The organism is Variovorax sp. PvP013, assembly GCF_050435945.1.
In the GTDB taxonomy this organism is placed as follows: domain Bacteria; phylum Pseudomonadota; class Gammaproteobacteria; order Burkholderiales; family Burkholderiaceae_C; genus Variovorax.
Genome location: NZ_JBNDLF010000004.1, coordinates 16,232 through 41,798 on the forward strand (window position 1 = coordinate 16,232; position 25,567 = coordinate 41,798).

General features: G+C 71.8%; 22 protein-coding genes and 1 pseudogene. 14 read left to right on the forward strand and 9 right to left on the reverse strand.

What is annotated here, in order from left to right; all coding sequences use genetic code 11:
• Positions 1-9: 9 nt before the first annotated feature.
• Positions 10-828 carry an ABC transporter ATP-binding protein gene (locus ABID77_RS12960; RefSeq protein ID WP_429596231.1) on the reverse strand — a complete coding sequence of 273 codons (819 nt, stop codon included), beginning with the start codon at positions 826-828 and terminating at the stop codon, positions 10-12.
• Positions 825-2,018, reverse strand: coding sequence for an MlaE family ABC transporter permease (locus tag ABID77_RS12965; RefSeq protein WP_429596234.1), 1,194 nt, complete (start codon positions 2,016-2,018; stop codon positions 825-827). Before ABID77_RS12965 ends, ABID77_RS12960 begins: the two co-directional genes overlap by 4 nt.
• Before the next feature lie 284 nt (positions 2,019-2,302).
• Here ABID77_RS12965 and ABID77_RS12970 point away from each other — a divergent pair, with 284 nt between their 5' ends.
• Both ABID77_RS12970 and ABID77_RS12975 read left to right on the forward strand, forming a co-directional pair.
• On the forward strand, positions 2,303-3,994 hold the full coding sequence (locus tag ABID77_RS12970; protein WP_429597298.1) for a GMC family oxidoreductase: 1,692 nt from the start codon (positions 2,303-2,305) through the stop codon (positions 3,992-3,994).
• A gap of 205 nt (positions 3,995-4,199) precedes the next feature.
• Positions 4,200-4,958: a TSUP family transporter gene (locus ABID77_RS12975; protein WP_429596237.1), complete on the forward strand. Its 759-nt coding sequence runs from the start codon at positions 4,200-4,202 to the stop codon at positions 4,956-4,958.
• 37 nt (positions 4,959-4,995) lie between these two features.
• Here ABID77_RS12975 and mrdA read toward each other — a convergent pair whose 3' ends face one another.
• The 4 genes and pseudogenes from mrdA to ABID77_RS12995 form a co-directional block, all read right to left on the reverse strand.
• Positions 4,996-6,990 (reverse strand): penicillin-binding protein 2, encoded by a 1,995-nt coding sequence (gene mrdA / locus ABID77_RS12980; protein ID WP_429596240.1) that lies wholly within the window; start codon positions 6,988-6,990, stop codon positions 4,996-4,998.
• 24 nt (positions 6,991-7,014) lie between these two features.
• Entirely contained in the window at positions 7,015-7,536 is a 522-nt protein-coding gene (gene mreD, locus ABID77_RS12985; protein WP_429596243.1) for a rod shape-determining protein MreD, read from the reverse strand.
• A gap of 389 nt (positions 7,537-7,925) precedes the next feature.
• Positions 7,926-8,834: pseudogene (mreC, locus tag ABID77_RS12990) on the reverse strand (rod shape-determining protein MreC); the annotation flags it as partial.
• 179 nt (positions 8,835-9,013) lie between these two features.
• Positions 9,014-10,057: a rod shape-determining protein gene (locus ABID77_RS12995; protein ID WP_429596246.1), complete on the reverse strand. Its 1,044-nt coding sequence runs from the start codon at positions 10,055-10,057 to the stop codon at positions 9,014-9,016.
• Positions 10,058-10,340: 283 nt separating this feature from the next.
• Here ABID77_RS12995 and gatC point away from each other — a divergent pair, with 283 nt between their 5' ends.
• From gatC to gatB, 3 genes are read left to right on the forward strand one after another with little or no spacing between them, the layout of a single operon-like run.
• Complete coding sequence (gene gatC, locus ABID77_RS13000; RefSeq protein WP_429596249.1) at positions 10,341-10,640, forward strand: Asp-tRNA(Asn)/Glu-tRNA(Gln) amidotransferase subunit GatC; 300 nt, start codon at positions 10,341-10,343, stop codon at positions 10,638-10,640.
• The gene (gatA, locus tag ABID77_RS13005; protein WP_429596252.1) at positions 10,637-12,142 is read left to right on the forward strand and encodes an Asp-tRNA(Asn)/Glu-tRNA(Gln) amidotransferase subunit GatA; all 1,506 of its coding nucleotides are present in this window, start codon (positions 10,637-10,639) and stop codon (positions 12,140-12,142) included. The genes gatC and gatA overlap by 4 nt, the downstream gene beginning before the upstream one ends.
• Positions 12,143-12,158: 16 nt before the next feature.
• Positions 12,159-13,676 (forward strand): Asp-tRNA(Asn)/Glu-tRNA(Gln) amidotransferase subunit GatB, encoded by a 1,518-nt coding sequence (gene gatB / locus ABID77_RS13010; RefSeq protein WP_429596254.1) that lies wholly within the window; start codon positions 12,159-12,161, stop codon positions 13,674-13,676.
• A 33-nt stretch (positions 13,677-13,709) separates the two neighbouring features.
• Here gatB and ABID77_RS13015 read toward each other — a convergent pair whose 3' ends face one another.
• Positions 13,710-14,390: a DUF4124 domain-containing protein gene (locus ABID77_RS13015; RefSeq protein WP_429596257.1), complete on the reverse strand. Its 681-nt coding sequence runs from the start codon at positions 14,388-14,390 to the stop codon at positions 13,710-13,712.
• A gap of 28 nt (positions 14,391-14,418) precedes the next feature.
• Positions 14,419-15,132, reverse strand: a complete 714-nt coding sequence (gene pyrE, locus ABID77_RS13020) for an orotate phosphoribosyltransferase (protein ID WP_429596260.1) — start codon at positions 15,130-15,132, stop codon at positions 14,419-14,421.
• Between the two features lie 12 nt (positions 15,133-15,144).
• On the opposite strand from pyrE, the gene ABID77_RS13025 reads away from it, so the two are divergent.
• The 3 genes from ABID77_RS13025 to ABID77_RS13035 all read left to right on the forward strand — a co-directional run bounded on the left by ABID77_RS13025 (position 15,145) and on the right by ABID77_RS13035 (position 17,189).
• Positions 15,145-15,948, forward strand: a complete 804-nt coding sequence (locus tag ABID77_RS13025) for an exodeoxyribonuclease III (protein WP_429596263.1) — start codon at positions 15,145-15,147, stop codon at positions 15,946-15,948.
• Between the two features lie 12 nt (positions 15,949-15,960).
• Complete coding sequence (locus ABID77_RS13030) at positions 15,961-16,242, forward strand: hypothetical protein (RefSeq protein WP_429596265.1); 282 nt, start codon at positions 15,961-15,963, stop codon at positions 16,240-16,242.
• A 65-nt stretch (positions 16,243-16,307) separates the two neighbouring features.
• Positions 16,308-17,189 (forward strand): EamA family transporter, encoded by an 882-nt coding sequence (locus ABID77_RS13035; protein WP_429596268.1) that lies wholly within the window; start codon positions 16,308-16,310, stop codon positions 17,187-17,189.
• A 22-nt stretch (positions 17,190-17,211) separates the two neighbouring features.
• Here the strand turns inward: ABID77_RS13035 and ABID77_RS13040 are convergent, their stop codons facing one another.
• Entirely contained in the window at positions 17,212-18,063 is an 852-nt protein-coding gene (locus ABID77_RS13040; RefSeq protein ID WP_429596271.1) for a M48 family metallopeptidase, read from the reverse strand.
• A 177-nt stretch (positions 18,064-18,240) separates the two neighbouring features.
• Here ABID77_RS13040 and ABID77_RS13045 point away from each other — a divergent pair, with 177 nt between their 5' ends.
• From ABID77_RS13045 to ABID77_RS13070, 6 genes are all read left to right on the forward strand, one after another.
• Positions 18,241-19,629 carry an AmpG family muropeptide MFS transporter gene (locus ABID77_RS13045; protein WP_429596274.1) on the forward strand — a complete coding sequence of 463 codons (1,389 nt, stop codon included), beginning with the start codon at positions 18,241-18,243 and terminating at the stop codon, positions 19,627-19,629.
• A 71-nt stretch (positions 19,630-19,700) separates the two neighbouring features.
• Positions 19,701-20,954, forward strand: a complete 1,254-nt coding sequence (locus tag ABID77_RS13050; RefSeq protein WP_429596277.1) for a beta-ketoacyl-[acyl-carrier-protein] synthase family protein — start codon at positions 19,701-19,703, stop codon at positions 20,952-20,954.
• Complete coding sequence (locus tag ABID77_RS13055) at positions 20,951-21,778, forward strand: beta-ketoacyl synthase chain length factor (RefSeq protein ID WP_429596280.1); 828 nt, start codon at positions 20,951-20,953, stop codon at positions 21,776-21,778. The genes ABID77_RS13050 and ABID77_RS13055 overlap by 4 nt, the downstream gene beginning before the upstream one ends.
• Before the next feature lie 8 nt (positions 21,779-21,786).
• On the forward strand, positions 21,787-23,472 hold the full coding sequence (locus tag ABID77_RS13060; RefSeq protein WP_429596283.1) for an NAD(P)/FAD-dependent oxidoreductase: 1,686 nt from the start codon (positions 21,787-21,789) through the stop codon (positions 23,470-23,472).
• Positions 23,473-23,610: 138 nt separating this feature from the next.
• Complete coding sequence (locus ABID77_RS13065) at positions 23,611-24,357, forward strand: response regulator (RefSeq protein WP_429596287.1); 747 nt, start codon at positions 23,611-23,613, stop codon at positions 24,355-24,357.
• Positions 24,332-25,552, forward strand: coding sequence for a sensor histidine kinase (locus tag ABID77_RS13070; RefSeq protein ID WP_429596290.1), 1,221 nt, complete (start codon positions 24,332-24,334; stop codon positions 25,550-25,552). Before ABID77_RS13065 ends, ABID77_RS13070 begins: the two co-directional genes overlap by 26 nt.
• Positions 25,553-25,567: the final 15 nt, after the last annotated feature.

Below are 25,567 nucleotides of genomic sequence, written 5' to 3' on the forward strand. Positions count from 1 at the left end.
GTCGATTCCTCAGTGGGGAGCGGCGCCGGGGGGCGCCTCGTGCAGGGCTTCCAGCGCGCGCCGGCCACGGCCGCCGAGGAAGTATTCGCGGATGAAGGGATGCGGATGGGCGATCACCTCGCGCGGGCGGCCGGCGACGATCACGCGCTTGTCGGCCAGCACGGCGATGCGCGTGCTCAGGTCGAACAGGGTGTCGAGATCGTGCGTGACCATCACCACCGTCAGGCCGAGCTCGCGGTGCAGGCCGCGCAGCAGGTCGCAGAAGCCGTCGGAGCTCTCCGGGTCGAGCCCGGCGGTGGGCTCGTCGAGCAGCAGCAGCGGCGGGTCCATGATGAGCGCGCGCGCCAGCGCCACGCGCTTGATCATGCCGCCCGAGAGGTCCGACGGCCGCTTGCCGGCGTGCTCCGGGCCGAGGCCGACCATCTGCAGCTTGACCAATGCCGCGTCGCGGATGAGCGCGTCGGGCAGCAGATGCAGCTCGCGCAGCGGGAAGGCGATGTTCTCCAGCACGCTGAAGGCCGAGAACAGCGCCCCGCGCTGGAACAGCATGCCGACCTTCGCCGCCCCGCCGGCGCCGTGCTGGCCGGGCTTCTGGCCGAGCACGCGCACCTCGCCGCGCGCCGGATGCTCCAGCCCCAGGATCTGGCGCAGCAGCACCGTCTTGCCGGTGCCCGAGCCGCCCACCAGCGAGAGCACCTCGCCGCGACGGATGTCGAGGTCGAGGTCCTGGTGGACGACCTGCTCGTCGCCGTCGGGCGACTCGAAGACCGTCCACAGCCGGCGGATCTCGACCAAGTGCGGGGCGTCGGGCGTCGGCGTCTCGATCATCGGAATCCCGTCCCCCGGAACAGCACCGCGAACAGCGCGTCGATCAGGATCACGACGGTGATCGAGGTCACGACCGAGGAGGTGGTGCGGCGCCCCAAGCTCTCGGTGTTGGGCTGCACGCGCATGCCGAAATGGCAGGCCACCAGCGCGATCATGATGCCGAAGACCGCCGACTTCGCCAGCGCCAGCCACAGGTTGGTCATGGCCACCGCGCGCGGCAGGGCCTGCAGGAAGAACGCCGGCGAGATGCCCAGCGACAGGTCGGCCACGATCATGCCGCCGAAGAGCGCCGCCATCGAGGTCCACAGACTGATCAGCGGCATCGCGATGGCCAGCGCCAGGACGCGCGGCATCACCAGCCGGAAGCCGTGCGGGATGCCCATCACGCGCATGGCGTCGAGCTCCTCGGTCACCCGCATCACGCCGATCTGCGCCGTGATCGCCGAGCCCGAGCGCCCCGCCACCAGCACGGCCGCGAGCACCGGCCCCAGCTCGCGCACCAGCGCCAGGCCCAGGATGTTGACGATGAAGGTCTCGGCGCCGTACTGGCGCAGCTGCTGCGAGGTCAGGTAGGCCAGCACGACGCCGATCAGCAGCCCGACCAGCGCCGTGATCGGCAATGCCGTGGCGCCGAACTGGTAGAGCTGGCCGGAGATGTCGCGCCACGGTCCGCGATGCGGCGCGCGCGCCAGCGTGCCGACGTCCAGCGCGAACTGGCCGATCAGCCGCACGAAGTCGCGCACCACGATCGCCATGCGCGTGCCGGTGTGGGCGAACGACTTCAGGCGCTCGGCCGTCGTCGGCGGCACCTCGGGCGGCAGGCTGCAGGTGAACTGCGCGCACTGGTCGAGCACGGCCTTGTGCGGCGTGTCCATCGCCAGGCGCGCCGGCCAGGTCTGGCCCCAGTGGTTCCACAGCAGCTGGGCGCCGATGTGGTCGAGCGGCTCGATGCCGCGCAGGTCCCAGCCCAGGCCGTCGCGGGGCGGCACGCGCTGCAGCGCGCCGGACAGCGCGGTCCAGGTGGCGCGCGAGGACAGCGCCGCCGCCGTCCAGCGCCCGCCCGCCACGGCCCATGCGATGCCGTCGACGTCGCGCGGCGCGACCGTCGGCGCAGCGCCCGCCGACGGCGCGCCGGACGAACCGGAATCGGCGGTGTCGGGCGCGTCGGCGGTCGGCGGTGCGGGCGGCATGGCGCGTGGGAGGCGTGGAACGCTTGGAAGTCGGTCGGAGGGCGTGAACGTTCATCCTAACCCCCGGTCGCCGCCACCGGCTCCCGTCAAATCCCCAGGATCCGAACGCCGCCGGACGCCCGGACGACACACGCGCCGGCGCCCCGGTGCTACCCTCGTCCGCACACGGACCGCCGGCCGTCCACGGGACGGGTCGAACGCGCCACCCGAGCGGAGACAACGCGTTGAACGACACCACGACCTTCGACTACCTCGTCATCGGCGGCGGCACCGCCGGCGCCCTGATGGCCAACCGCCTGACGCAGGACGGCCGCCACCGCGTGCTGCTGCTAGAGGCCGGGCGGCGCGACGACTACCACTGGATCCACATCCCGGTGGGCTACCTCTACTGCATCGGCAACCCGCGCACCGACTGGCTCTACAGCACCGAAGCCGACGCCGGCCTCAACGGCCGCGTGCTGCGCTATCCGCGCGGCAAGACGCTCGGCGGCTGCTCCAGCATCAACGGCATGATCTACATGCGCGGCCAGGCGCGCGACTACGACGGCTGGGCGCGGCTCACCGGCGACGACGCCTGGCGCTGGGACCACGTGCTGCAGGCCTTCAGGCAGCACGAGGACCACTACCTGGGCGATCCGCGCGCCGTCGCGGCGGCCGGCGCGGCCGGACCCGACCCCGACTTCGCCACCTTCCACGGCGTCGGCGGCGAATGGCGCGTCGAGAAGCAGCGCCTGCGCTGGGACATCCTCGACGCCTTCGCGCTGGCCGCGCAGGAGGCCGGCATCCCGCATTCGAGCGACTTCAACCGCGGCGACAACGAGGGCGTCGGCTACTTCCAGGTCAACCAGAAGGACGGCTGGCGCTGGAACACCGCCAAGGCCTTCCTGCGGCCGACCTGCGAGAAGCGCCCCAACTTCACGATGTGGACCGGCGCCCAGGTCGCGAAGCTGATCGTCGAGCCCCTCTCCGACGGCCGCCTGCGCTGCACCGGCGCGGAGGTCTGGAACGGCCGCGAGACGGTCGTGGTGCATGCCGCGCGCGAGGTCGTGCTGTGCGCGGGCAGCATCGGTTCGCCGCAGGTGCTGCAGCTCTCGGGGATCGGTCCGGCCGCCCTGCTGCGCGAGCACGGCATCGACGTCGTGGCCGACCTGCCCGGCGTCGGCGCCAACCTGCAGGACCACCTGCAGATCCGCGCCGTCTACAGGATCTCGGACGCGCCCACGCTCAACGTCCTGGCCTCGACGCTCTACGGCAAGGCCAAGATCGGCCTCGAATACCTGATGAAGCGCAGCGGCCCGATGAGCATGGCGCCCTCGCAACTGGGGGCCTTCACGCGCAGCTCGCCCGACCGGCCCTGGCCCAACCTGCAGTACCACGTGCAGCCGCTCTCGCTCGACGCCTTCGGCGAGCCGCTGCACAGCTTCCCGGCCTTCACCGCGAGCGTGTGCAACCTCAACCCGACCAGCCGCGGCACCGTGCGCATCCGCAGCCCGCGCTTCGCCGACGCGCCGGCCATCGCGCCCAACTACCTGAGCACCGAGGACGACCGGCAGGTCGCCGCCGACTCGCTGCGCGTCACGCGCCGCATCGCCGCCCAGCCCGCGCTGGCGAAGTACCGGCCCGAGGAATGGAAGCCCGGCGTGCAGTACCAGAGCGACGCGGACCTGGCCCGGCTCGCGGGCGACATCGCCACCACCATCTTCCATCCCGTGGGCACCACGAAGATGGGCGCCGACGGCGATCCGATGGCGGTGCTGGATTCGCGCCTGCGCGTGCGCGACGGCCGGGGCGGCCTGATCGCCGGCCTGCGCGTGGTCGACGCCGGCGCCATGCCCACCATCACCAGCGGCAACACCAACAGCCCGACCCTGATGATGGCCGAGCAGGCCGCGGCCTGGATCCGGGCCGACGCGGCGACGCGGCCGGCGTTCCAGATTCCGGCATCCACTAAAACCAAAGCTTTCGCCAGCGGGTAATTCCCGATGCACTGCGACGGTGCGTCCCTTAAAGTCCTGCCACTCGCAAACGGGCACCCCCCGTGGCGCGGGAGGTTCCGAGGAGACACTTCGCCAACCAATTCGAATCAAAGATCCAAATACAGGCGTCCATCAAGAGATGCCCGGTTTTTCACAAGGCGCCGCTTCTGTCGGCGCCTTTTTTTTGCCGGCGACAATCCCGCCCATGGAATGGCTGATCCTCCCCCTCGCCTCGGCCTTCGCCGGGTTCATCGATTCCATCGTGGGCGGTGGCGGCCTCATCCTGGTGCCGGTGCTGTTCGGCGTCTTTCCCGGCGCCGCACCGGCCACGCTCCTGGGCACCAACAAGAGCGCCTCGGTCTGGGGCACGGCGGCCGCCACGGTGCAGTTCAGCCGCAAGGTCGAGATGCGCTGGCGCGCGCTGGGCGTGGCCGCGGCGCTGGCCTTCGCCGGCTCGCTGCTCGGCGCCTGGACGGTGACGCTGGTCTCCGGCGAGTTCCTGCGCCGTCTGCTGCCCTTCATCCTGATCGCCCTGCTGGCCTACACCCTCGCCCGCAAGGACATGGGGCGCCACCACACACCGCGCTTCACGGGCCGCGCCGAACTCGCGGCGACCGGCGCCGTCGGGCTGGCGCTGGGCTTCTACGACGGCTTCTTCGGCCCGGGCACCGGCAGCTTCTTCGTCTTCCTGTTCGTGCGCTGGCTGGGCTACGACTTCCTCAACGCCTCGGCCTCGGCCAAGCTGCTCAACACCATGACCAACCTGGGCGCGCTGCTGCTGTTCGGCGCCAAGGGCCACGTGTGGTGGCACTTCGGCCTGGCGATGGCGGTGACGAACGTCGCGGGCAGCCTGATCGGCGCGCGCGTCGCCCTGCGGCACGGCGCGGGCTTCGTGCGCGCGGTGTTCATCCTCGTGGTGAGTGCGCTGATCCTGAAGACCGGCTACGACGCGTTCCTGCGCTAGGTGCCGCGCCGACGCCGCGTGCAACCCGGGCGCCGGTTCAGGGCGCGGTGGCGGGCGTGGCGGTGCCGACCGACGCCGCCGACACCGGCGCCGGCCCGGCGACCTCGCTCGCCGCGCGCGGCTTGCCGATCGGCGCGGTCGCCTTGCCGACCCGGATGGCGGCCATGTCGGCCTCGCTCGGATACTGGTCGAGCAGCCAATAGTCCATCACGCGGCGCGCGATCGGGGCGGCGGCGCCGGCGCCCCAGCCGGCGTTCTCGACGATCACGGCCAGCGCGATCTTCGGCGCGTTGGCCGGTGCGAAGCCCATGAACAGGGCGTGGTCGCGCTGGTGCTCCTCCAGCGCGCGGGCGTTGTAGCGGGTGTTCTGCGCCTGCGTCACGGCCTGCGCGGTGCCGGTCTTGCCGGCGGCGACGTAGCCCGCGCCCGCGAACACGCCGCGCGCGGTGCCGGCGGCCACCACGCTCATCAGGCCCTCGCGCACCACCGCGACGTTGGCCGGCGCGTAGCCCAGGCTCTCGGCCGGCGGCTGCACCACCGACTTGACCTGTCCGCTGACGGTGTCGCGGATCGACAGCGCGACGTGCGGGCGGTGCCGCTTCCCCACGTCGGCGACGATCGAGGTCGCCTGCGCGAGCTGCAGCATCGTGAAGGTGTTGTAGCCCTGGCCGATGCCCAGCGAGATGGTCTCGCCGGCATACCACTTCTGCTGCTCGGGCCGGCGGTAGGCGTTGCGCTTCCACTCGGTGCTCGGCAGCACGCCGCGCACCTCGCCGCCCAGGTCGATGCCGGTGATCTGGCCGAAGCCCAGCGGCTTCATGAAGTCGTGGATCCTGTCGACGCCCATCTCGTTGGCCAGCGAGTAGTAGTAGATGTTGCTCGACAGCTGGATCGAGCGGCGCATGTCGACGCCGCCGATGTTGCCCTCGGGGCTGCCGAAGCGGTGGCCGCCGAAATTGAAGAAGCCGGGGTCGTTGACCACCACGTTGGGCCCGCGCGTGCGGGTCTCCAGCGCGCCGAGCGCCATGAACGGCTTGTAGGTCGAGCCCGGCGGGTAGGTGCCGCGCAGCGCCCGGTTCAGGAGCGGCTTGTCCGGCGACTCGTTGAGCTCCTTCCAGCTCTCCGAATCGATGCCCTCGACGAACAGGTTGGGGTCGAAGGTCGGCTTGCTGACGAAGGCCAGGACCTCGCCCGTGCGCGGATCGATCGCCACCAGGGCGCCGCGCCGGTTGCCGAACATGTCCTCGATCAGCTTCTGCAGCTTGATGTCGATCGACAGCATCACGGTGTCGCCGGGCGTGGCCGGGTGGCTGGCGAGACGGCGCACGGCGCGCCCGCCGGCGGAGGTCTCCATCTGCTCGACGCCGGTCTGGCCGTGCAACGTGCGCTCGTAGCTCTGCTCGACGCCGAGCTTGCCGATGTGGTCGGTGCCCTTGTAGTTGGCGATCTCCTCGTCCTCCCAGTCCTCCATCGCCGCCTTCTCGCGCTGGCTGATGCGGCCGATGTAGCCCAGCACGTGGCTGGCCGTCTCGCCCAGAGGGTAGTTGCGGAACAGGCGCGCCTTGATCTCGATGCCGGGGAAGCGATAGCGCTGGGCGGCGAAGCGGGCGACCTCCTCGTCGCTCAGGCGGGTGCGGATGGGCACCGAGTCGAAGCTGCGCGAGTCCTCGCGCAGGCGCTTGAAGCGGCGCCGGTCGCGCGGCGTGACGTCGACCACGCCCGCCAGGGCGTCGATCGCCGCCTCCACGTCGCCGGCCTTCGCCGGCGTGATCTCCAGCGTGTAGGCCGAGTAGTTGGTGGCCAGCACGACGCCGTTGCGGTCGAGGATCAGGCCGCGATTGGGCACCACCGGCACGATCGCCGTGCGATTGCTCTCGGCCTGCTCGGCCAGGTCGGCATGACGCACCACCTGCAGGTAGACCAGCCGCGAGGACAGCAGTCCGAAGGCGCCCAGCACCACCAGCCCGATCACGACCACGCGCCGCTTGAAGCGGGACAGGTCGGCGGCGACGTTGCGCAGTTCGGTCGACATCCTCGGTGCGTCCAGGGCTCGGGGTCAGAGGGGGCGGTTGGCGTCCGGGTCGGGCGTGCGGCGCTGGGGGGCCAGCAGCAGCACGCTGGCCAGCGGCCACAGCGCGGCCTCGAGCGCCGGCGCCACCAGCATTGTCCAGCCGGGGAAGATGCCCCCACCGATCATGCGGATGGCCAGCTCGATGACGTGCGACAGCAGGAACAGCGGCAGCACCTGCGGCGCCTGCGACAGCACCGAATACCAGGTCAGGCGGCGGTGCATCATGATCGCCAGGAAGCTCAGCGTGGTGTAGGAGAGCGCATGCTGGCCCAGCATGGCCGACTGGTGCACGTCCATGCACAGGCCGAAGACGAAGGCCGCGCCCATGCCCACGCGCGCGGGCTGATGCACGCTCCAGAAGACGATCACCAGCGCCAGGACGTCGGGCATCCATGCGATTCGGCCGAGCGGCAACATGGCCAGCAGCAGCGCCACCACCAGGCTCGCCCACATGAAGAAGGGGCTGACGGGCAGCAGGAGCTGCTGCTGGCCGGGACGCATGATCATGGGGTGACGCGCCTGTCGGCGGGGTTCGCGGGCGACGGGACCGGCCGCGCGGCGCTCGCGCGGGGCGCCGCGGGCGCGGGGGTGGCCGGTCGCGCGGCCGGCGTCGTCGCGGCGGCCGGTCGCACGGTCGTGGACGGCGGCGCGACGGGCCGGGTGGCCGGCGGCGGCGTGGCCGGTCGGGCGGCGGCCGGCGCGGCGGCGGGCCGGCTGCCCGACGATGCGGGCGCGGCCGCCGGCGGATTGGCGGCGCGCGCCGGTGTCGGTGTCGGCGCAGGGCTCGGGACCGCGCCGCGCACGGCCGCCCGGCCGGTGGCGGGCGGCGTGGCCGGGACGCCCGCGGCGGCCCCCGAAGCCGTGGCGGACGACTTGGCGGCGGCGGCCGTCGAGGCACCGGCAGCGGCAGCGGATGCCGCCGGCGCCGACGGCGCCGTGCCCTGGCCCTGTCCGCCCACCGGCGCCAGCACCAGCACGTAGCGCGCCGCGTTGACGTCGCCCAGCGGCTGGCAGTAGATGCGGGCGAAGCCGGAATCGGCGCGGCGCTCGATGCGCTCGATGCGCGCCACCGGCAGCCCGGGCGGATAGACGCCGTCGACGCCGCTGGTGGTGAGCATGTCGCCCTCCTGCACGTCGGAGTTCGCGGCCATGAAGCGCAACTCCAGCCCGCCGCCGTGCGCGTTGGCGTCGCCGAAGGCCACGCTGCGCGCGCCGGTGCGCGTGTTCTGCACCGGGATGGCCTGGTCACGGTCCACCAGCAACGTGACCTCGCTGGTGAGCGGCTGCACCAGCGTGACCTGGCCGACCACGCCGCTCGGGTCGATCACCGGCGAACCCGCCACCACGCCGTGCGCGACGCCCTGGTCGATGACGACCTTGCGGGTGTACGGGTCGGCCGAGTCGTAGAGCACCTCGGCCGCGCGGCCGGGCGTCGAGGTGGTCTGGCGCAGTTCCAGCAGGGCGCGCAGGCGCTCGTTCTCGCGGGCCAGCACGTCGGCCTGGCCGGCGCGCTCGGACTGCAGCGCCAGCGCGCGGCGCGCATCGGCCTCGTTGCGCTGCGCGAGCTGCAGCTCCTCCAGGTAGCGCCCGCCCTCGGCCACCGCCTGCACCGGCTTGAGCGCCAGCCACTGCACCGGATAGAGCACCGTGCCGATCGCCAGCCGGATCGGCCGCACCATGCCGAACCGCGCGTCCGCCACCATCAGGAACAGCGCCAGCGCGCTGAAGAAGATCAGCTTGCTCAGCGCCGAAGGCCCCTGGTTGAACAGCGGCGGCGTGGAGCGGTCGAGCGTGCCCAGCGGCATGAGGTCAAGAACCCGTCAGGGCGAAGAGCGGGCTGGAAAGATGGCAGCGGCGTCAGCGGGCCCGGTGGTTTCCGCTTTCGCGAGGGTGTCGCGGAACCGGCTCCGCCGGGCCGCAGACACCGCCCCCGGTCGGGGGAAGGCGAAGGCGACACGCAGTGCGCCGCAGCCTGGGGGCGAGCTCATTCACTCGTGAAGATGCTGCCCAGCCGGTCCATGCGCTCGAGCGCCATGCCGCAGCCGCGCACCACGCAGGTCAGCGGTTCCTCGGCCACCAGCACCGGCAGGCCGGTCTCCTCGGCCAGCAGGCGGTCGAGGTCGCGCAGCAAGGCGCCGCCGCCGGTCAGCATCATCCCGCGGTCGGCGATGTCGGCGCCGAGCTCGGGGGGCGTCTGCTCCAGCGCGTTCTTGACGGCCGAGACGATGTTGTTGAGCGGGTCGGTCAGCGCCTCCAGCACCTCGTTGCTGCTGATGGTGAAGCTGCGCGGCACGCCCTCGCTGAGGTTGCGGCCCTTGACCTCCATCTCCTTGACCTCGGAGCCCGGGAAGGCCGAGCCGATGGTCTTCTTGATGACCTCGGCCGTCGGCTCGCCGATCAGCATGCCGTAGTTGCGGCGGATGTAGTTGATGATGGCCTCGTCGAAGCGGTCGCCGCCCACGCGCACGCTGCCCTTGTAGACCATGCCGCCCAGCGAGATCACGCCCACCTCGGTGGTGCCGCCGCCGATGTCCACCACCATCGAGCCGCTCGCCTCGCTCACCGGCAGGCCGGCGCCGATCGCCGCGGCCATGGGCTCCTCGATCAGGTAGACCGCCGTGGCGCCGGCGGCCTCCGCCGCGTCCTTGATGGCGCGGCGCTCGACCTGGGTCGAGCCGCAGGGCACGCAGATGATGATGCGCGGGCTGGGCGCGAGCAGCGAGCGCGGATGCACCATCCGGATGAACTGCTTGATCATCTGCTCGGTGATCACGAAGTCGGCGATCACTCCGTCCTTCATGGGACGGATGGCCTCGATGTTGCCGGGCACCTTGCCGAGCATCGCCTTGGCTTCCCGGCCCACGGCCTGGATCACCTTCTTGCCGTGCGGGCCGCCCTCGTGACGGATCGCGACGACGGACGGCTCGTCCAGGACGATGCCCTTGTTGCGGGCGAATATCAGGGTGTTGGCGGTGCCGAGATCGATCGCGAGGTCGGTCGAAAAGTACCGACGGAAAGCTCCGAACATGTGGGATTCCTCTGGGGCACGGCACGCGCTTCGGCATGGCGCCGCCCTCTATCTGGGTCGTCTGACGGGGTGGATGGGGTCGCTCTTGCGGCAAAAACCGGCGCGTTCGCGGGGGGTGCGGCAAAGGCGGGATAATACCCGAATCCCCTCGGCGACCCCTTGCTCCGCCCTCTGAAGGACGGGGTACGCACCCCTCGCCGGCGCCCGGTTCCGGCGTGCCGGACCGGTGTCCGAGGCCGCGTTCCAGACCTTTTCCAGACCCCTCCATTCCTGCCCTCTCCCCATGTCGCTCCAATCCTCCGACATCGCCCGCATCGCCGCGCTCGCGCGGCTGCGGCTGACACCCGACGAAAGCACCCGGATGCTCGGCCAGCTCAACGGCTTCTTCGACCTGGTCGAGACGATGCGCGCCGTCGACACCGCCGGCGTGGAGCCGCTGGCGCACCCGGTCGCCGCGATCGGCGACATCGCCCTGCGCCTGCGCGACGACGTGGCCAGCGAGCCCGACGCCCGCGAGGCCAACCAGCGCAGCGCCCCGGCCGTCGAGCGCGGCCTGTTCCTGGTGCCGAAGGTGATCGAATGAGCGACGTCAAGCACACCCCCGAACTGCACGCGATGGGCGTGGCCGAACTGGCCGCGGCGCTGGCCGCGCGCGAGGTCTCGGCGGTCGAGGCGGCCGGCCACTTCCTCGCGCGCATCCACGCCAACGAGGCCCTGGGCGCCTTCGTGGCGGTCGACGACGAGGCGACGCTCGCCCAGGCGCGCGCCGCCGACGCGCGCATCGCCGCCGGCGATGCGCCCGCGCTCGCCGGCGTGCCGATCGCGCACAAGGACATCTTCGTCACCACCGACTTCCCCACCACCGCCGGCTCGAGGATGCTCGCGGGCTACCGCTCGCCGTTCGACGCCACCGTGGTGCGCCGTCTGGCCGAGGCCGGTGCCGTGACGCTGGGCAAGCTCAGCTGCGACGAGTTCGCGATGGGTTCGGCCAACGAGAACGTGGCGGTGCCCGCCGCCGGCCACGACCGCGCCGCGCCGGTGGAGAACCCCTGGGACCGCGAACGCATCCCCGGCGGCTCCTCGGGCGGCAGCGCCGCCGCCGTGGCCGCGCGCCTGGCGCCGGCGGCCACCGGCACCGACACCGGCGGCTCGATCCGCCAGCCGGCGTCCTTCTGCGGCATCACCGGCATCAAGCCGACCTACGGACGGGCCTCGCGCTACGGCATGGTCGCTTTCGCCTCCAGCCTCGACCAGGCCGGTCCGATGGCACGCTCGGCCGAGGACTGCGCGCTGCTGCTGTCGGCGATGTGCGGACCCGACCCCGACCGCGACTCGACCTCGCTCGACCGGCCGGCCGAGGACTTCTCGCGCTCGCTCGCCGACTCGCTCGACGGCCTGCGCATCGGCGTGCCGTCGGAATTCCTGGGCGAGGGCGTCGCCCCCGGCGTGCGCGCGGCGGTCGACGCCGCGCTGGCCGCGTACGAGCGCCTGGGCGCGAAGCGCGTGGCCGTCACGCTGCCGCGCACCGAGCTGTCGATCCCCGTCTACTACATCCTGGCCGCGGCCGAGGCGTCGAGCAACCTGAGCCGCTTCGACGGCGTCAAGTTCGGCCACCGTGCCGCGCAGTACAAGGACCTGGCCGACATGTACGCCCGCACGCGCGACGAGGGCTTCGGCGACGAGGTCAAGCGCCGCATCATGATCGGCACCTACGTGCTCTCCCACGGCTACTACGACGCCTACTACCTGCAGGCGCAGAAGGTGCGCCGCCTGATCGCCGACGATTTCCAGCAGGCCTTCGCGCAGTGCGACGTGATCGCCGGCCCGGTGGCGCCGACGGTCGCCTGGAAGCTCGGCGCGCACGGCGACGACCCCGTGGCCGACTACCTGGCCGACATCTTCACCCTGCCCGCCTCGCTCGCCGGCCTGCCCGGCATGAGCGTGCCGGCGGGCTTCGGCGAGCACGGCATGCCCGTGGGCCTGCAGCTCATCGGCAACTACTTCGGCGAATCGCGGCTGCTCAACGCGGCCCACCGCTTCCAGCAGGCGACCGACTGGCACACCCGCGCCCCGCAGGGCGTCTGACGTTTCCCCGACCGATATGACCGATTCCTCCCTGAACACCTTCGAAGCGCAGCAGCAGGGCCGGCCGACCGGCCCGCTGGTGCGGGGCTACGAAGTCGTCATCGGCTTCGAGACGCACGCCCAGCTCTCCACCGCCAGCAAGATCTTCAGCCGCGCGTCCACCGCGTTCGGCGCCGAGCCCAACACGCAGGCCTGCGCCGTCGACATGGCGCTGCCGGGCACGCTGCCGGTGATGAACCGGGGCGCGGTCGAGCGCGCGATCCGGCTCGGCCTGGCGCTGGGCTCGACCATCGCGCCGCGCAGCGTCTTCGCGCGCAAGAACTACTTCTATCCCGACCTGCCCAAGGGCTACCAGATCAGCCAGTTCGAGATCCCCGTGGTGCAGGGCGGCGCCGTGAGCTTCTTCGTCGGCGACGAGCCCCGGACCGTGCGCCTGGTGCGCGCGCACCTGGAGGAGGACGCGGGCAAGTCGCTGCACGAGGACTTCGTCGGCCAGTCGGGCATCGACCTGAACCGCGCCGGCACGCCGCTGCTGGAGATCGTGACCGAGCCCGACATGCGCTCGACCGCCGAGGCCGTGGCCTATGCGCGCGAGCTGCACAAGATCGTGACCTGGATCGGCATCTGCGACGGCAACATGCAGGAAGGCAGTTTCCGCTGCGACGCCAACGTGTCGGTGCGCCGGCCCGGCGAGCGGCTGGGCACGCGGCGCGAGATCAAGAACCTCAACAGCTTCAAGTTCATGCAGCAGGCGATCGACTACGAGATCCGCTGGCAGATCGAGGAGATCGAGGACGGCCGCGCCATCGAGCAGGCCACCGTGCTGTTCGACCCCGACACCGGCGAGACGCGCGCCATGCGCACCAAGGAGGACGCGGCCGACTATCGCTACTTCCCCGATCCGGACCTGCCGCCGCTGGTGATCGCATCGGAGTGGATCGAGCGCGTGCGTGGCGAGATGCCGGAGCTGCCGCGGGCGATGGCCGAGCGCTACGTGCAGTCGCACGGCCTGTCGGCGTACGACTCGGCGCAGCTCACGCAGAGCGTCGCGCTGGCGCGCTACTTCGACGCCGCCGTGGAAGCCGGCGCGGCGCCCAAGCTGGCGAGCAACTGGATCACCGGCGAACTCGCGCGGCGCCTGAACGCGCAGGACATCGGCATCGAGCAGGCGCCGGTGGGCGCCGTCCAGCTGGCGCAGGTCATCGTGCGCATCGCCGACGGCACCGTCTCGAACAACGCCGCGCGCCAGCTGTTCGAAGAACTGTGGAAGGCGGGCTCGACCACCGACGGCACCACCGCCGAGTTCGTCGACGCCCTGATCGATCGCCTGGGCCTGCGGCAGATGAACGACAGCGGCGCCCTGGAGTCGATCGTCGACGAGGTGCTGGCGAAGAACGAGAAGAACATCGCCGAATACCGCGCCGGCAAGGACAAGGCCTTCAACGCGCTGGTCGGCCAGGTCATGAAGGCCAGCCAGGGCAAGGCGAACCCGGCGCAGGTCAACGCGCTGCTGAAGGCGCGGCTGGATCGCTGAGCCGCACCCGTCCGCGCCTGCCGGTCACGCGCCTCAGCGCGACGGCGACGCGGAGGCTTCGGTCGCGGGCCAGAACTGCCGAAGCCGCTCGCGCTCCTCGTCGAAGCGCGCATTGACGCGTCGCTTCTCCTCCTCCTGCCCGGCCAGCAGGTCGATCTGCGTCTTCATGCTGGCGGTGTTGTCCTCGAGCCTGCGGCGCACCGCCATCGGTGCGCGCGTGACGTCGCGGCGATAGAACTCCAGTTCGTCGTCGAGCGGCTTGCGCTCGGCGGCGATCTCGGCCATCCGCTTGCGGGTCATGTCGATCGTCGCGTCGACCTGCGCGACGGCCACGGCACGCTCGCGCGCGTGCGAGGCGGCATTCGGATAGCGCGCCAGCAACGCGCGGTCGCGGCGGCGCTCCTCCATCAGGCGAGCGACCTTCTGCGCCGACTGGCGGGCGCGTTCGTCGCGCTCGGCCTGCTCGTGCAGGGTGTAGGTGGGCTCCACGGTGCGGCGCACGACGCCGCTGGGGCCGAGCTCGCGCTGCTGACGATCGGCACAGTCGGGAATGGGACGGTCGGCGGTGAGGGTGCGGCCCCGCGCGTCGGTGCAGGTGTAGATGCCCGCCTCGTTGGCCGTCTGCGACCTGGGCTGCGACGACGCGGCACCGACCCACGAGGCGGTCAGTCCGACGGCGACGATCGCAGACCAGGGGGTTGTTCGCAGCGGCATCCGGACGTCCTTCTCGACAGGGGGGGCTTCAGGTGGCGCCGTACCTCGCACGGTAGGCCAGCACGTCGTCGCGATGGACCGCCAGGGCGGCGTCCTCGCTCCGGTCCAGATATTGCAACAAATCGTCAAGATTGGCGATGGCGGCGACCTCGAGACCCAGGGCATTCCGGACATATTGGACGGCGCTGTGGGGCACGTCGGCGCCGTTCTCGGTCGCCTGCTCCTGGCGGTCGAGGGCGATCGCCACCGCGTGGGGCTGCGCGCCGGCGGCGCGGATGGCCGCGATCGACTCGCGCACGGCGGTGCCGGCGGACATGACGTCGTCGACGATCAGCACGCGCCCTCGCAGGGGGGCACCCACCAGCGTGCCGCCCTCCCCATGGTCCTTGGCTTCCTTGCGGTTGTAGGCGAAAGGCACGTTGCGCCCGCGCCGAGCGAGCTCGGCCGCGACGGTCGCGCCCAGCGGGATGCCCTTGTAGGCCGGGCCGAAGATCATGTCGAATTCGATGCCGCCGTCGGTCAGGAGGTCTGCATAGAATTCCGCCAGCCGCAGCATGCGCGCGCCGTCGTTGAACAGACCCGCATTGAAGAAGTAGGGGCTCGTGCGGCCGGCCTTGGTCTGGAAACTGCCGAAGCGCAGCACCCCCGCGTCGATCGCGAAGCGCACGAACGCCTGGGCGCGCACCCGGTGCGCCTCGCTCGCGGCCGATCCCGTTTCCCCTGTCCCCGTCACATCAGCCATCGGAATTTCCTCGTGTTCAAACTGACCAGCCTCAACCTCAACGGTCTGCGCTCGGCCGCCACCAAGGGCGTCGCGGACTGGGTCGCCGAAGCGGCGCCGGATTGTATTTGCATGCAGGAGACGCGCGTCCAGGCCAGCGACATTGAGGGTCGCTTCGAACGCATGGCCGGCCTGCAGGGGCATTTCCACTTCGCCGAGAAGAAGGGCTACTCGGGCACCGCCATCTACACGAGGCACGCGCCCAGCGCCGTCGTCACCGGCTGGGGCGACGCCGAGTTCGACGCCGAGGGCCGCTACATCGAGCTGCGTTTCGACACCCCGATACGCAAGCTGTCGATCATCAGCTGCTACTTCCCCAGCGGCTCGTCGGGCGAGGAGCGCCAGGCGGCCAAGTTCCGCTTCCTCAAGGGCTTCTTCCCGCACCTGAGGGCCCTCAAGCGCGAGCGCGAGTTCGTGCTGTGCGGCGACATCAACATCGCCCACCACGAGATCGACCTGATGAACTGGAAGGGCAACCGCAAGAACAGCGGCTTCCTGCCCGAGGAGCGCGCCTGGATGACGAACCTGCTCGACGCCGGCGCCGAGGGCGCGGGCCTGGTCGACGTCTACCGGCTGCTCAAGCCCGAGGCCACCGGCGACGCCTACACCTGGTGGAGCAACCGGGGGCAGGCCTATGCGAAGAACGTGGGGTGGCGGCTGGACTACCACCTGGCGACGCCGGCCATCGCCGCGCTGGCGCGCAGCGAGCACATCTACAAGACGGTGAAGTTCTCGGACCACGCGCCGATCACGGTGGATTACGACTTCCAGTTGTAGCTTCCCACGGCGTTGACGGCGTCTCCAGGGACGAGAGTCGGACGACCCTCGCCTTCCTCGCAGTGGATCGAGCAACCCGAGTTCGTCCACGCCCATGCGTGGGAAGCGCAGGGCATCGCGGTCTGGGACAACCGCACCACCCAGCACGACGCGCATGCCGACCACTGGCCGCACCGTCGCATCAACCAGTGCATGACCTTCGACGCGCACGGTCGCGCGCCGCAGGACGGCACCACCACCCTGGATCGGGTGAGCACGGCCGACCGGCACGGCGAAGCCGCCTGCGGCGCATGACGGCGGGCGGTAGAGTGCGGCGGGCCGATCGAAGCCCTCCGCCGGCGGCGTCCGCCAAGCCACCCATGACCCTGCCCCCGAGCCTTCCCCTCCCCCTGCTCCTGGCGATCCTGTTCGCCGCCCTGCTGCACGCCGGCTGGAACGCGCTGATCAAGTCCGGCGGCGACAAGTCGCTCGACACCGCGCTCATCCACGGCCTGGGGGTGGGCCTGGCCGTCCCGGCGGTGCTGTGGTTCGGTCTGCCGGGCGCCGCCGCGTGGCCGTACATCGCGGCCTCGACCGCGATCCACGTGGGCTACTACACCGCCCTGGCCGGCGCGTACCGGCACGGCGACCTGGGGCTGACCTATCCCGTCATGCGCGGGTCGGCGCCGCTGCTGGTGGCGCTGGGGAGCTCGGCGCTGTTGGGCGAGCCGCTGTCGTGGCGGGCCTGGGCGGGCGTGGTGGTGCTGTCGGCGGGCGTGCTGCTGGTGGGGCTGGGCCGTGTCGGCGGCGACGCGGCGGACGCCGGCCCACGGCGCAAGGCACTGGGCTTCGCCCTGGCGAACGCCTGCATCATCGCCGGCTACACTGTCGTCGACGGGCTGGGCGCACGCGCGGCGGGCGATCCGTTCGCCTACGTGGCGGCCCTGTTCCTGGTCGACGGCCTGCCCTACCTGGCGCTGGTGCTGTGGCGCGCCGGCCCGCGGCGCGGCGAGGCGATCCGCTACATGCGCTCCCGCGTCCGCTTCGCCCTGGGCGGCGCCGCCGCCTCGATCGGCAGCTACGGCATCGCGCTCTGGGCCATGACCCACGCGCCGGTGGCGCTGGTGGCGGCCCTGCGCGAGACCTCGGTGATCTTCGCCGCCCTGATCGGCACCCTGCTGCTGGGCGAGCGCTTCGGCTGGTCGCGCGCCGCGGGAACCAGCCTGGTGGTGGCGGGCGTCGTGACCCTGCGCTTCGGCTGAGGGGAAAGCGCGCGCCGTTCCCTCAGCCGCGCCCGGAAGCGGCGCGGTACAGCCCGTCGACCTTGGGCACGTTGCTCTCGAGGATGCGGATGCGGTCGCTGCCGCTCGGGTGGGTCGACAGGAAGCCGATCCCGCCCTGGTTCTTGGAGGCGGTGGCCATCTTGCGCCACAGGGTCACCGAGGCGCGCGGGTCGTAGCCGGCGCGGGCGGCGAGTTCGAGGCCGACCAGGTCGGCGTCGGTCTCGTCGCTGCGGCTGAACTTGAGCGTGATGAGTTCCGTGCCGGCGCGCGCGGCGAGGTCGCCCACCTGACCCAGGCCGAGGATCTGCGCGCCGAGCGACAGCGCCGCGCCGGTGCCGGCGTTCTTGGCCACCCGCGCGCGGGCGTGCTCGCGCAGGGCGTGGGCCATCTCGTGGCCCATGACCATCGCGACCTCGTCGTCGCTCAGGTTGAGCTGGTCCAGGATGCCGCTGTAGAAGGCGATCTTGCCGCCGGGCAGGCAGAAGGCGTTGATCTGCGGACTGCCGATCAGGTTGACCTCCCACTTCCATTGCGCGGCGCGCGGATTCCATTGCGCCGCGAACGGGGTCAGGCGCGCCGCGATGCCGCGCAGGCGCTTGACCTGCGGGTGGTCGTCCGGGGCCAGCATGCCCTTGGCGCGGGCCTGCAGGGTCAGCTCGGTGTACTGCTGGGCACCGGCCTGCTCGATGTCGTCGGCCGGCACGAGGTTGCGCGCCACGGAGGACTTGCCCACGCTGACCTGCGCCAGCGCGGGCGCGGCGGCCAGGGCCGACGCCGCGCCACCGGCGGCCAGCAGCAGGAAGGAACGGCGGCCGCGCCAGGGCCCGGATAAGCGCATGCAGTTGGAACACATGCGGGAATAATAAGCAGCCGTCCGCCGGCGGCGCGATCCGGCGCATCCACCGTCTTCGTGCGGGAATGGACGCCGTCACGGTCGCCGCCCGCTGCCGATCGGGCGTTTCCCCTTCCTCGCGACGCCGCCCGGCAGCACCCGGTCCGCTCCCTCGCCCTCCTCCAGCCACGCCCGCCCATGTCCTCCCCCTCCCCGGTCGCCGCCGCCGACACCGTCGCCTCCCCCGCGCCCGCCGACGCCGCCGCGTCCGTGGCGCCGGTCTCCTGGCGCGAGGCGCTGCGCGTCTACCTCGAGCCCGCCACGCTGCGCATGCTGGCGCTGGGCTTCTCGGCCGGGCTGCCGTTGCTGCTGGTGCTGGGCACGCTGAGCTTCCGCCTGCGCGAGGCCGGCATCGACCGCACCACCATCGGCTACCTGAGCTGGGTCGGCCTGGCCTACGGCTTCAAGTGGGTCTGGGCGCCGCTGGTGGACCGGCTGCCGCTGCCGCCGCTGACCACGCTGCTGGGCCAGCGCCGCGGCTGGCTGCTGCTGTCGCAGGGCATGGTCGTGGCGGGGCTGGTCGGCATGGCGCTGACCGATCCGGGCGCGGGCGCTGGCCTGGGGCCGATCGTGGGCTTCGCGGTGCTGGTGGCCTTCGGCTCGGCGACGCAGGACATCGCGCTGGACGCCTTCCGCATCGAGTCGGCCGAGACGCGCAAGCAGGCCGCCCTGGCCGCCGCCTACCAGACCGGCTACCGCCTGGCGATGATCTGGGCCGGCGCCGGCGTGCTGTGGATCGCCGCCTGGGCCGAGCTCGCCGGCGCCACCGGCTACCAGAATGCCGGCTGGAAGGCCGCCTACCTCGCCATGGCGGCGTCGATGGCCGTCGGCGTGCTGACGGTGCTCGTGTCGGCCGAGCCGGCGCGGCGCACGCTGCCGCGCGCGCGCAACGCCGCCGCCTGGCTGCACGACGTGCTGGTCGCGCCCTTCGCCGACTTCTTCGGACGCTACGGCTGGCAGGCCGCGCTGATCCTGGCGCTGATCGCCATCTACCGCATCAGCGACGTCGTGATGGGCATCATGGCCAACCCGTTCTACGTCGACATGGGTTTCACCAAGGAGCAGGTGGCCTCGGTGAGCAAGGTCTTCGGCGTGGTCATGACGCTGGTGGGCGCCTTCGTGGGCGGGGTGCTGTCGATGCGCCTGGGCGTGATGCGCGTGCTGATGCTCGGCGCCGTGCTCAGCGCGGCGAGCAACCTGCTGTTCGCCCTGCTGGCCACGCGCGGGCACGACCTGACGATGCTGGTGATGGTGGTCTCGGCCGACAACCTCGCCGGCGGCATCGCCTCGGCGGCCTTCATCGCCTACCTCTCCAGCCTGACCAACGTCACCTACTCGGCCACGCAGTACGCCCTGTTCAGCTCGCTGATGCTGCTGCTGCCGAAGTTCATCGCCGGCTACTCCGGCCGCTTCGTCGACGCCTACGGCTACGTGCCGTTCTTCGTCGGCACCGCCGCGCTGGGGCTGCCGGTGCTGGTGCTGGTGGCGCTCGCCATGCGGGCCCGGCGCGGGGCCTCCGGGTCCTGAATCCCCAGGCCGGCCGGGGCTGCTGGTAGGCTGCAAAACTTTCCACGTCGGAAACCTTTCCTCACACCATCGTGCCCAACCGAATCACACCCCTCCGGATCAGCGCCTACACCGCCACCTCGGCCGTCGGCGTCGGCAAGGCGTCGCTGCTCGCGGCGCTCGAGAGTTCGCGCAGCGGCCTGCGCGCCAACGATTTCGTCGACGAGGCGCCCGGGCGCACGCCCCCGCCGCCGCTGCCGACCTGGATCGGCCGGGTCGACGGCTTGGAGGCGATGCGCCTGCCCGAGGCGCTGGCGTCCTGGGACTGCCGCAACAACCGGCTGGCCTGGCTGGGCCTGGAAGCCGACGGCTTCCTCGACGCCGTGGCCGCCGCGCGCGCGAAGTACGGCCCCGCGCGCATCGCCGTGATCCTGGGCACCTCGACGTCGAGCATCGGCGAGACCGAGGCCGCCTACACCCGGCTCGACGCCGACGGCGGCTTCCCCGCCGACCAGCACCGCCCGCGCGTGCACACGCCGCACTCGCTGTCGATGTTCGTGCAGGAGGCGCTGGGCCTGGAAGGCCCCAACGAGACGATCTCCACCGCCTGCTCGTCGAGCGCCAAGGCCTTCGCCTCGGCCGAGCGGCTGATGCGGCTCGGGCTGATCGACGCGGCGGTGGTCGGCGGCGTCGACACGCTGTGCGGCAGCGTGCTCTACGGCTTCAACTCGCTCGAGCTGGTGTCGCTGCGGCCGTGCCGACCGTTCGACGCCGGACGCGACGGCATCAGCCTGGGCGAGGCGGCCGGTTTCGCGCTGCTCGAACGCGCGGATGCGGATGCGGGCGCGGGCGCGGCCGACGGCGCCGACGCCCGTCTCCTGCTGCTGGGCTACGGCGAGGCGAGCGACGCCCACCACATGTCGACGCCGCACCCCCAGGGCCTGGGCGCCGAGCGCGCGCTCGACGACGCCCTGGCGCGCGCGGGCGTCGCGCCCGAGGACATCGGCTACATCAACATGCACGGCACGGCCAGCACCAAGAACGACGAGGTCGAGGGCGCGATGGTCAAGCGCCGCTTCCCGGCCACCACGCACGCCAGCTCCACCAAGGGCTTCACCGGCCACACGCTGGGCGCGGCGGGCATCGTCGAGGCCGTGATCAGCCTGCTGGCGCTGGAGACCGGCCTCCTGCCCGGCACCATCAACACCACCGTGCTCGACGCCGACTGCGGCCCGCAGATCCGGCTCGAACCCGCGCGCGCCGACGTACGCCTGGCGCTGTCGAATTCGTTCGGCTTCGGCGGCAACAACTGCTCCCTCATCTTCGGCAAGGACCTCCCCGCATGAGCGCGATACCGACGAACCGCACCCCCACGCTCTACATCGAGGGCCCGGCCTTCTGGGCGCCGACGCTGCCGGGCTGGGACATCGCCCGCGCGGCCTTCACGGGCGCCGGCGGGCCGGTCGATCCGCCGGCCAAGCGGCCCTCGCCGCAGGTGCTGGCCCCGGCCGAGCGCCGCCGCGCGCCCGACACCGTGGCGCTGTCGCTGGAGGTGGCGGCGCAGGCTGTCGCCGCCGCCGGACGCGAGGCGCGCGACCTGCCCTGCGTGTTCGCCTCGGCGCACGGCGACCTGGGCATCAACGACTACATGTGCGGCACGCTGGCCAACGACCCCACGCTGCTCTCGCCGATCAAGTTCCACAACTCGGTGCACAACGCCGCCGTGGGCTACTGGACCATCGGCACGGGCTGCATGGCGGCGAGCAACTCGCTCGCGGCCTACGAATCCACCTTCGCCGCCGGCCTGCTGGAGGCCGCCGCGCAGTGCGCCGCCGACGCTCGGCCGGTGCTGCTGGTGGGCTACGACATGCCGGCGGTCGGCGCGCTGGCCTCGGTGACGACCAGCCGCGGCCTGCTGGCCGTGGCGCTGGTGGTCGCGCCCGAGCGCACCGAGCGCACCGTCGCCGCCTTCGACTGGTCGCTCGAGCCCGGCGAGGCGACGGCCGCCACGCCGCGCTCGGTCGCCGCGCAGGCCCTGGCGGGCAACGCGATGGCCGATGCGTTACCGTTGTTCGAGGCATTGGCGGACACCGGTGCCTTCCCGGCGACGGTATCGATGCCGCTGGCAGCCCGACTTTCCCTGAGGCTGCAGTTCCACAGCCACCAGTGACGAGAACCATGCTCCAAGACGCTCCGCCCACCCGACCCGGTGACACCGCCATGCACGACGTGGTCATCATGGGCGGCGGCCTCGCCGGCCTGACGCTCGCGCTGCAGCTCAAGCGCCGGTTCGGCGACATCGACGTGCTGGTGCTCGAACGCCGCGCGCACCCGGTGCCGCATGCGACGCACAAGGTGGGCGAGTCGTCGGTGGAGATCGGCGCGCACTACTTCGACACCGTGCTGGGCCTGAAGCCGCACCTGCAGGGCGAGCAGCTGCGCAAGTTCGGCTTCCGCTTCTTCTTCAGCGAGGGCCGGCGCGACATCGACCGGGTGACCGAGGTCGGCGCCAGCCGCTACATGTCGGTGCCCAGCTACCAGATCGATCGCGGCATCTTCGAGAACTACCTCGCCGAAGAGGCCGCGCGGCGCGGCGTGAAATTCCTCGACCACGCGATGGTGCGCCAGCTCGACCTGGCCGAGGACGCGCACACGCCGCACCGCCTGAGCTGGACGAAGGACGGCGCAACCCACGCCATCGAGGCGCGCTGGGTGGTCGACGCCTGCGGCCGCGCCGGCATCATCAAGCGCAAGCTGGGCCTGGCCGAACCGAACGCGCACGACGTCAACGCCGTGTGGTTCCGCATCGGCGAGCGCATCACCCTCGACGCGTGGAGCGATGACCCGCAGTGGCGCGAGCGCTGCGACCCGCAGGCGCGCTGGCTCTCGACCAACCACCTGGTCGGCGCGGGCTACTGGGTCTGGCTGATCCCGCTGGCCTCGGGATCGCACTCGGTGGGCATCGTGGCCGACCCCCGGTACCACCCGCTCGACACCATCGACACCTTCGACAAGGCGATGACCTGGCTCGCGACCTACCAGCCGCGCCTGTTCGACGAGCTCGACGGCCAGCGCGACAAACTCCAGGACTTCGCCTTCTTCCGCAAGTTCTCCTACGGCTGCAAGCAGGTGTTCTCGGGCGACCGCTGGGCGCTCACGGGCGAGGCGGGGCTGTTCCTCGACCCGTTCTATTCGCCCGGCAGCGACTTCATCGCCATCGGCAACACCTACATCTGCGACCTGATCGCGCACGACCGCGCCGGCCATTCGGTCGCAGCGCGCGCCCAGCTCTACGACCAGATCTACCACTCGTTCTACGAGAGCACCCTGGCGCTCTACCAGGACCAGTACGGCCTCTTCGGCGATCCGGAGGTGCTGCCGGTGAAGGTGATCTGGGACTACACCTACTACTGGGCCGTGCTCTCGCGGATCTTCTTCCACGACCGCCTGACCGACCTGGCCCTGCTCGGCCGCGTGAAGGACGAGATGCTGCAGTGCCAGCAGCTCAATGTCGCCGTGCAGGACTTCCTGCGCGCGTGGTCGGACGTCACCGAGAAGAAGAACCCGGCCGTGATGCTCGACCAGTCGAAGCTGCCGTGGTTCGCCGAACTCAACCGCAGCCTGAACGACACCCTGGACGACGAGGCCTTCGTCGAGCGCATGCGCGCCGCGCTGGACCAGCTGCGCGCGCTGGCCGGCGAGATCCTCGCGCGGGCGCGACAGGGCCATCCCGGCCTGGCCGCCGAGGCGCTCGACGCCCTGCTGGACGCGCCGGGCCCGGCCACCCGTCGCGCCGAGGCCGCCGGCAGCGCGGCGCGACCGATGCTCTTCGGCATGGACGTCGCGACCGCCGAAGCGGCCTGAACACCGGCCTGCGAAGACGCTTCGGAGACCATCGAGAATGACCGCCCCCGGGAGCCAGCGACCGGCGCGGGCGTCCGGTCACGCCATTTACCCCATCTTTACGGCGCATTCAAGCCGGCTTGCCGGCCGCGAATCATCATGGCCCGCATGAGCACCCCCCAACTCCTGATGATCGAAGACGACGCCCGCCTGGCGCAGATGGTGAGCGAGTACCTGACGCAATCGGGCTTCGCCTTCGCGCACGCGGCCGACGGCACGAGCGGCATCGAGCAGCTGCAGCAGCGTTCGCCCGACCTGGTGATCCTCGACCTGATGCTGCCGGACATCGACGGCCTGGAGGTGTGCCGCCGCATCCGCGCCCTGCCCGGGGCGCTCTCGCGCGTGGCGATCCTGATGCTGACGGCCAAGGGCGATCCGATGGACCGCATCATCGGCCTGGAGATCGGCGCCGACGACTACCTGCCCAAGCCCTTCGAGCCGCGCGAGCTGCTCGCGCGCATCCGCGCCGTGCTGCGCCGGCGCGGCGAGGGCGGCCTGCACGGCGGCAACGCCGCCGACGCGGCCGCCGCCGAGAACCTGCTGATGCGCTTCGGCTCGTTGGAGATCGACCGCAACAGCCGCACCGTCACGGTCGGCGGCGCGCCGGCCGAACTCACCTCCTACCAGTTCGACCTGCTCGTGGCCATGGCCGAGCGCGCCGGCCGCGTGCTCACGCGCGATCAGATCATGGAGGCCGTGCGCGGGCGCGAGCTGGAGGCCTTCGACCGCTCCATCGACGTGCACATGGGCCGCATCCGCGCGGCCATCGAGGCCGATGCCAAGAACCCCAAGCGCATCCTGACCGTGCGCGGCGTGGGCTATGTCTTCGCCAAGCAGCAGGACTGAGTCCGTGGTCGGGCTCTTCACGCGCCACCTCTACGTGCGCATCTGGCTGGCGGTGCTCGCCGGCGTGGCGGTGGTCGCGCTGGCGGCGGGCTGGGCCTGGCAGATGGCCGACGAGCAGCGCGCGGCGCCGCTGCCGCGCGAGGTGGTGCTGCGCGACGCGCAGGACCGCGTGATCGGCACCGGCGAGTCGCTGCGCACCAGCCGGCCGGGCGAGCCGCTCGAGTTCACCGTCACGCTCAAGGACGGGCAGGCCTTCCAGATGCAGTTCGGCCCGCGCCCCGACCGGGGCGGCGGACCGCCCCCCTGGGTGCGGCCGCAGACCGGCTTCTTCTGGCTCATGGGCCTGGTCGGGCTGGCGGTGGCGATCGGGCTGTTCCCGATCGTGCGGCGCCTCACGCAGCGCCTGGAGGCCTTGCAGCGCGGCGTGCAGCGCTGGGGCGAGGGCGACCTCGCCGCGCGCGTGCCCGAGGATGGCCAGGACGAGGTCGCCGACCTGGCGCGCCGCTTCAACGCCGCCGCCGCGCGCATCGAGACCCTGGTGCGCTCGCACAAGTCGCTGCTGGCCAACGCCTCGCACGAGCTGCGCTCGCCGCTCACCCGCATCCGCATGGGGCTGGAGCTGATGGGCGGCGGCGGGCGGCCGAACGACGGCGCGCGCGGGGAGATCGCGCGCAACATCGGCGAGCTCGACCAGCTCATCGACGAGATCCTGCTGTCGAGCCGGCTCGACGCCCGCGAGGCCGACATGGGCACGGTCGAGGCGGTCGACCTGACCGGCCTGGCGGCCGAGGAATGCGCCCGCACCGAGGCCGAACTGGACCTGGCCGAGGGCACCGACAACGCCGCGCTGACGGTCAGCGGCGTGCCGCGGCTGCTGCGCCGCGCCATCCGCAACCTGCTGGAGAACGCGCGGCGCTACGGCGCGGGCGACATCTCCGTGCGGCTCGACGCCACCGAGCGCTTCGCGCGCATCCATGTCGACGACCGCGGTCCCGGCGTGCCCGCCGCCCTGCGCGAGCGCATCTTCGAGCCCTTCTACCGCCTGCCCGGCGCCAGCGAGCGCGAGGGCGGCGTCGGCCTGGGACTGGCGTTGGTCAAATCGATCGTCGAGCGCCACGGCGGCACGGTCGCCTGCGAGGACCGCCCGGGCGGCGGCGCGAGCTTCGTGATCGCGCTGCCCCGTCCGCTGGCATGAGGGCCGCGGACGCCG

Coding starts and splice junctions, on each gene's coding strand:
- ABID77_RS13015 (WP_429596257.1), bottom strand. CDS start 14,390: ATGCCGCTGCGAACAACCCCCTGGTCTGCGATCGTCGCCGTCGGACTG.
- pyrE (WP_429596260.1), bottom strand. CDS start 15,132: ATGGCTGATGTGACGGGGACAGGGGAAACGGGATCGGCCGCGAGCGAG.
- ABID77_RS12975 (WP_429596237.1), top strand. CDS start 4,200: ATGGAATGGCTGATCCTCCCCCTCGCCTCGGCCTTCGCCGGGTTCATC.
- gatA (WP_429596252.1), top strand. CDS start 10,637: ATGAGCGACGTCAAGCACACCCCCGAACTGCACGCGATGGGCGTGGCC.
- ABID77_RS13055 (WP_429596280.1), top strand. CDS start 20,951: ATGAGCGCGATACCGACGAACCGCACCCCCACGCTCTACATCGAGGGC.
- ABID77_RS12965 (WP_429596234.1), bottom strand. CDS start 2,018: ATGCCGCCCGCACCGCCGACCGCCGACGCGCCCGACACCGCCGATTCC.
- ABID77_RS13035 (WP_429596268.1), top strand. CDS start 16,308: ATGACCCTGCCCCCGAGCCTTCCCCTCCCCCTGCTCCTGGCGATCCTG.
- gatB (WP_429596254.1), top strand. CDS start 12,159: ATGACCGATTCCTCCCTGAACACCTTCGAAGCGCAGCAGCAGGGCCGG.
- ABID77_RS12970 (WP_429597298.1), top strand. CDS start 2,303: ATGGCCAACCGCCTGACGCAGGACGGCCGCCACCGCGTGCTGCTGCTA.
- ABID77_RS12995 (WP_429596246.1), bottom strand. CDS start 10,057: ATGTTCGGAGCTTTCCGTCGGTACTTTTCGACCGACCTCGCGATCGAT.
- mreD (WP_429596243.1), bottom strand. CDS start 7,536: ATGATCATGCGTCCCGGCCAGCAGCAGCTCCTGCTGCCCGTCAGCCCC.
- ABID77_RS12960 (WP_429596231.1), bottom strand. CDS start 828: ATGATCGAGACGCCGACGCCCGACGCCCCGCACTTGGTCGAGATCCGC.
- mrdA (WP_429596240.1), bottom strand. CDS start 6,990: ATGTCGACCGAACTGCGCAACGTCGCCGCCGACCTGTCCCGCTTCAAG.
- ABID77_RS13040 (WP_429596271.1), bottom strand. CDS start 18,063: ATGTGTTCCAACTGCATGCGCTTATCCGGGCCCTGGCGCGGCCGCCGT.
- ABID77_RS13065 (WP_429596287.1), top strand. CDS start 23,611: ATGGCCCGCATGAGCACCCCCCAACTCCTGATGATCGAAGACGACGCC.
- ABID77_RS13045 (WP_429596274.1), top strand. CDS start 18,241: ATGTCCTCCCCCTCCCCGGTCGCCGCCGCCGACACCGTCGCCTCCCCC.
- ABID77_RS13060 (WP_429596283.1), top strand. CDS start 21,787: ATGCTCCAAGACGCTCCGCCCACCCGACCCGGTGACACCGCCATGCAC.
- gatC (WP_429596249.1), top strand. CDS start 10,341: ATGTCGCTCCAATCCTCCGACATCGCCCGCATCGCCGCGCTCGCGCGG.
- ABID77_RS13070 (WP_429596290.1), top strand. CDS start 24,332: ATGTCTTCGCCAAGCAGCAGGACTGAGTCCGTGGTCGGGCTCTTCACG.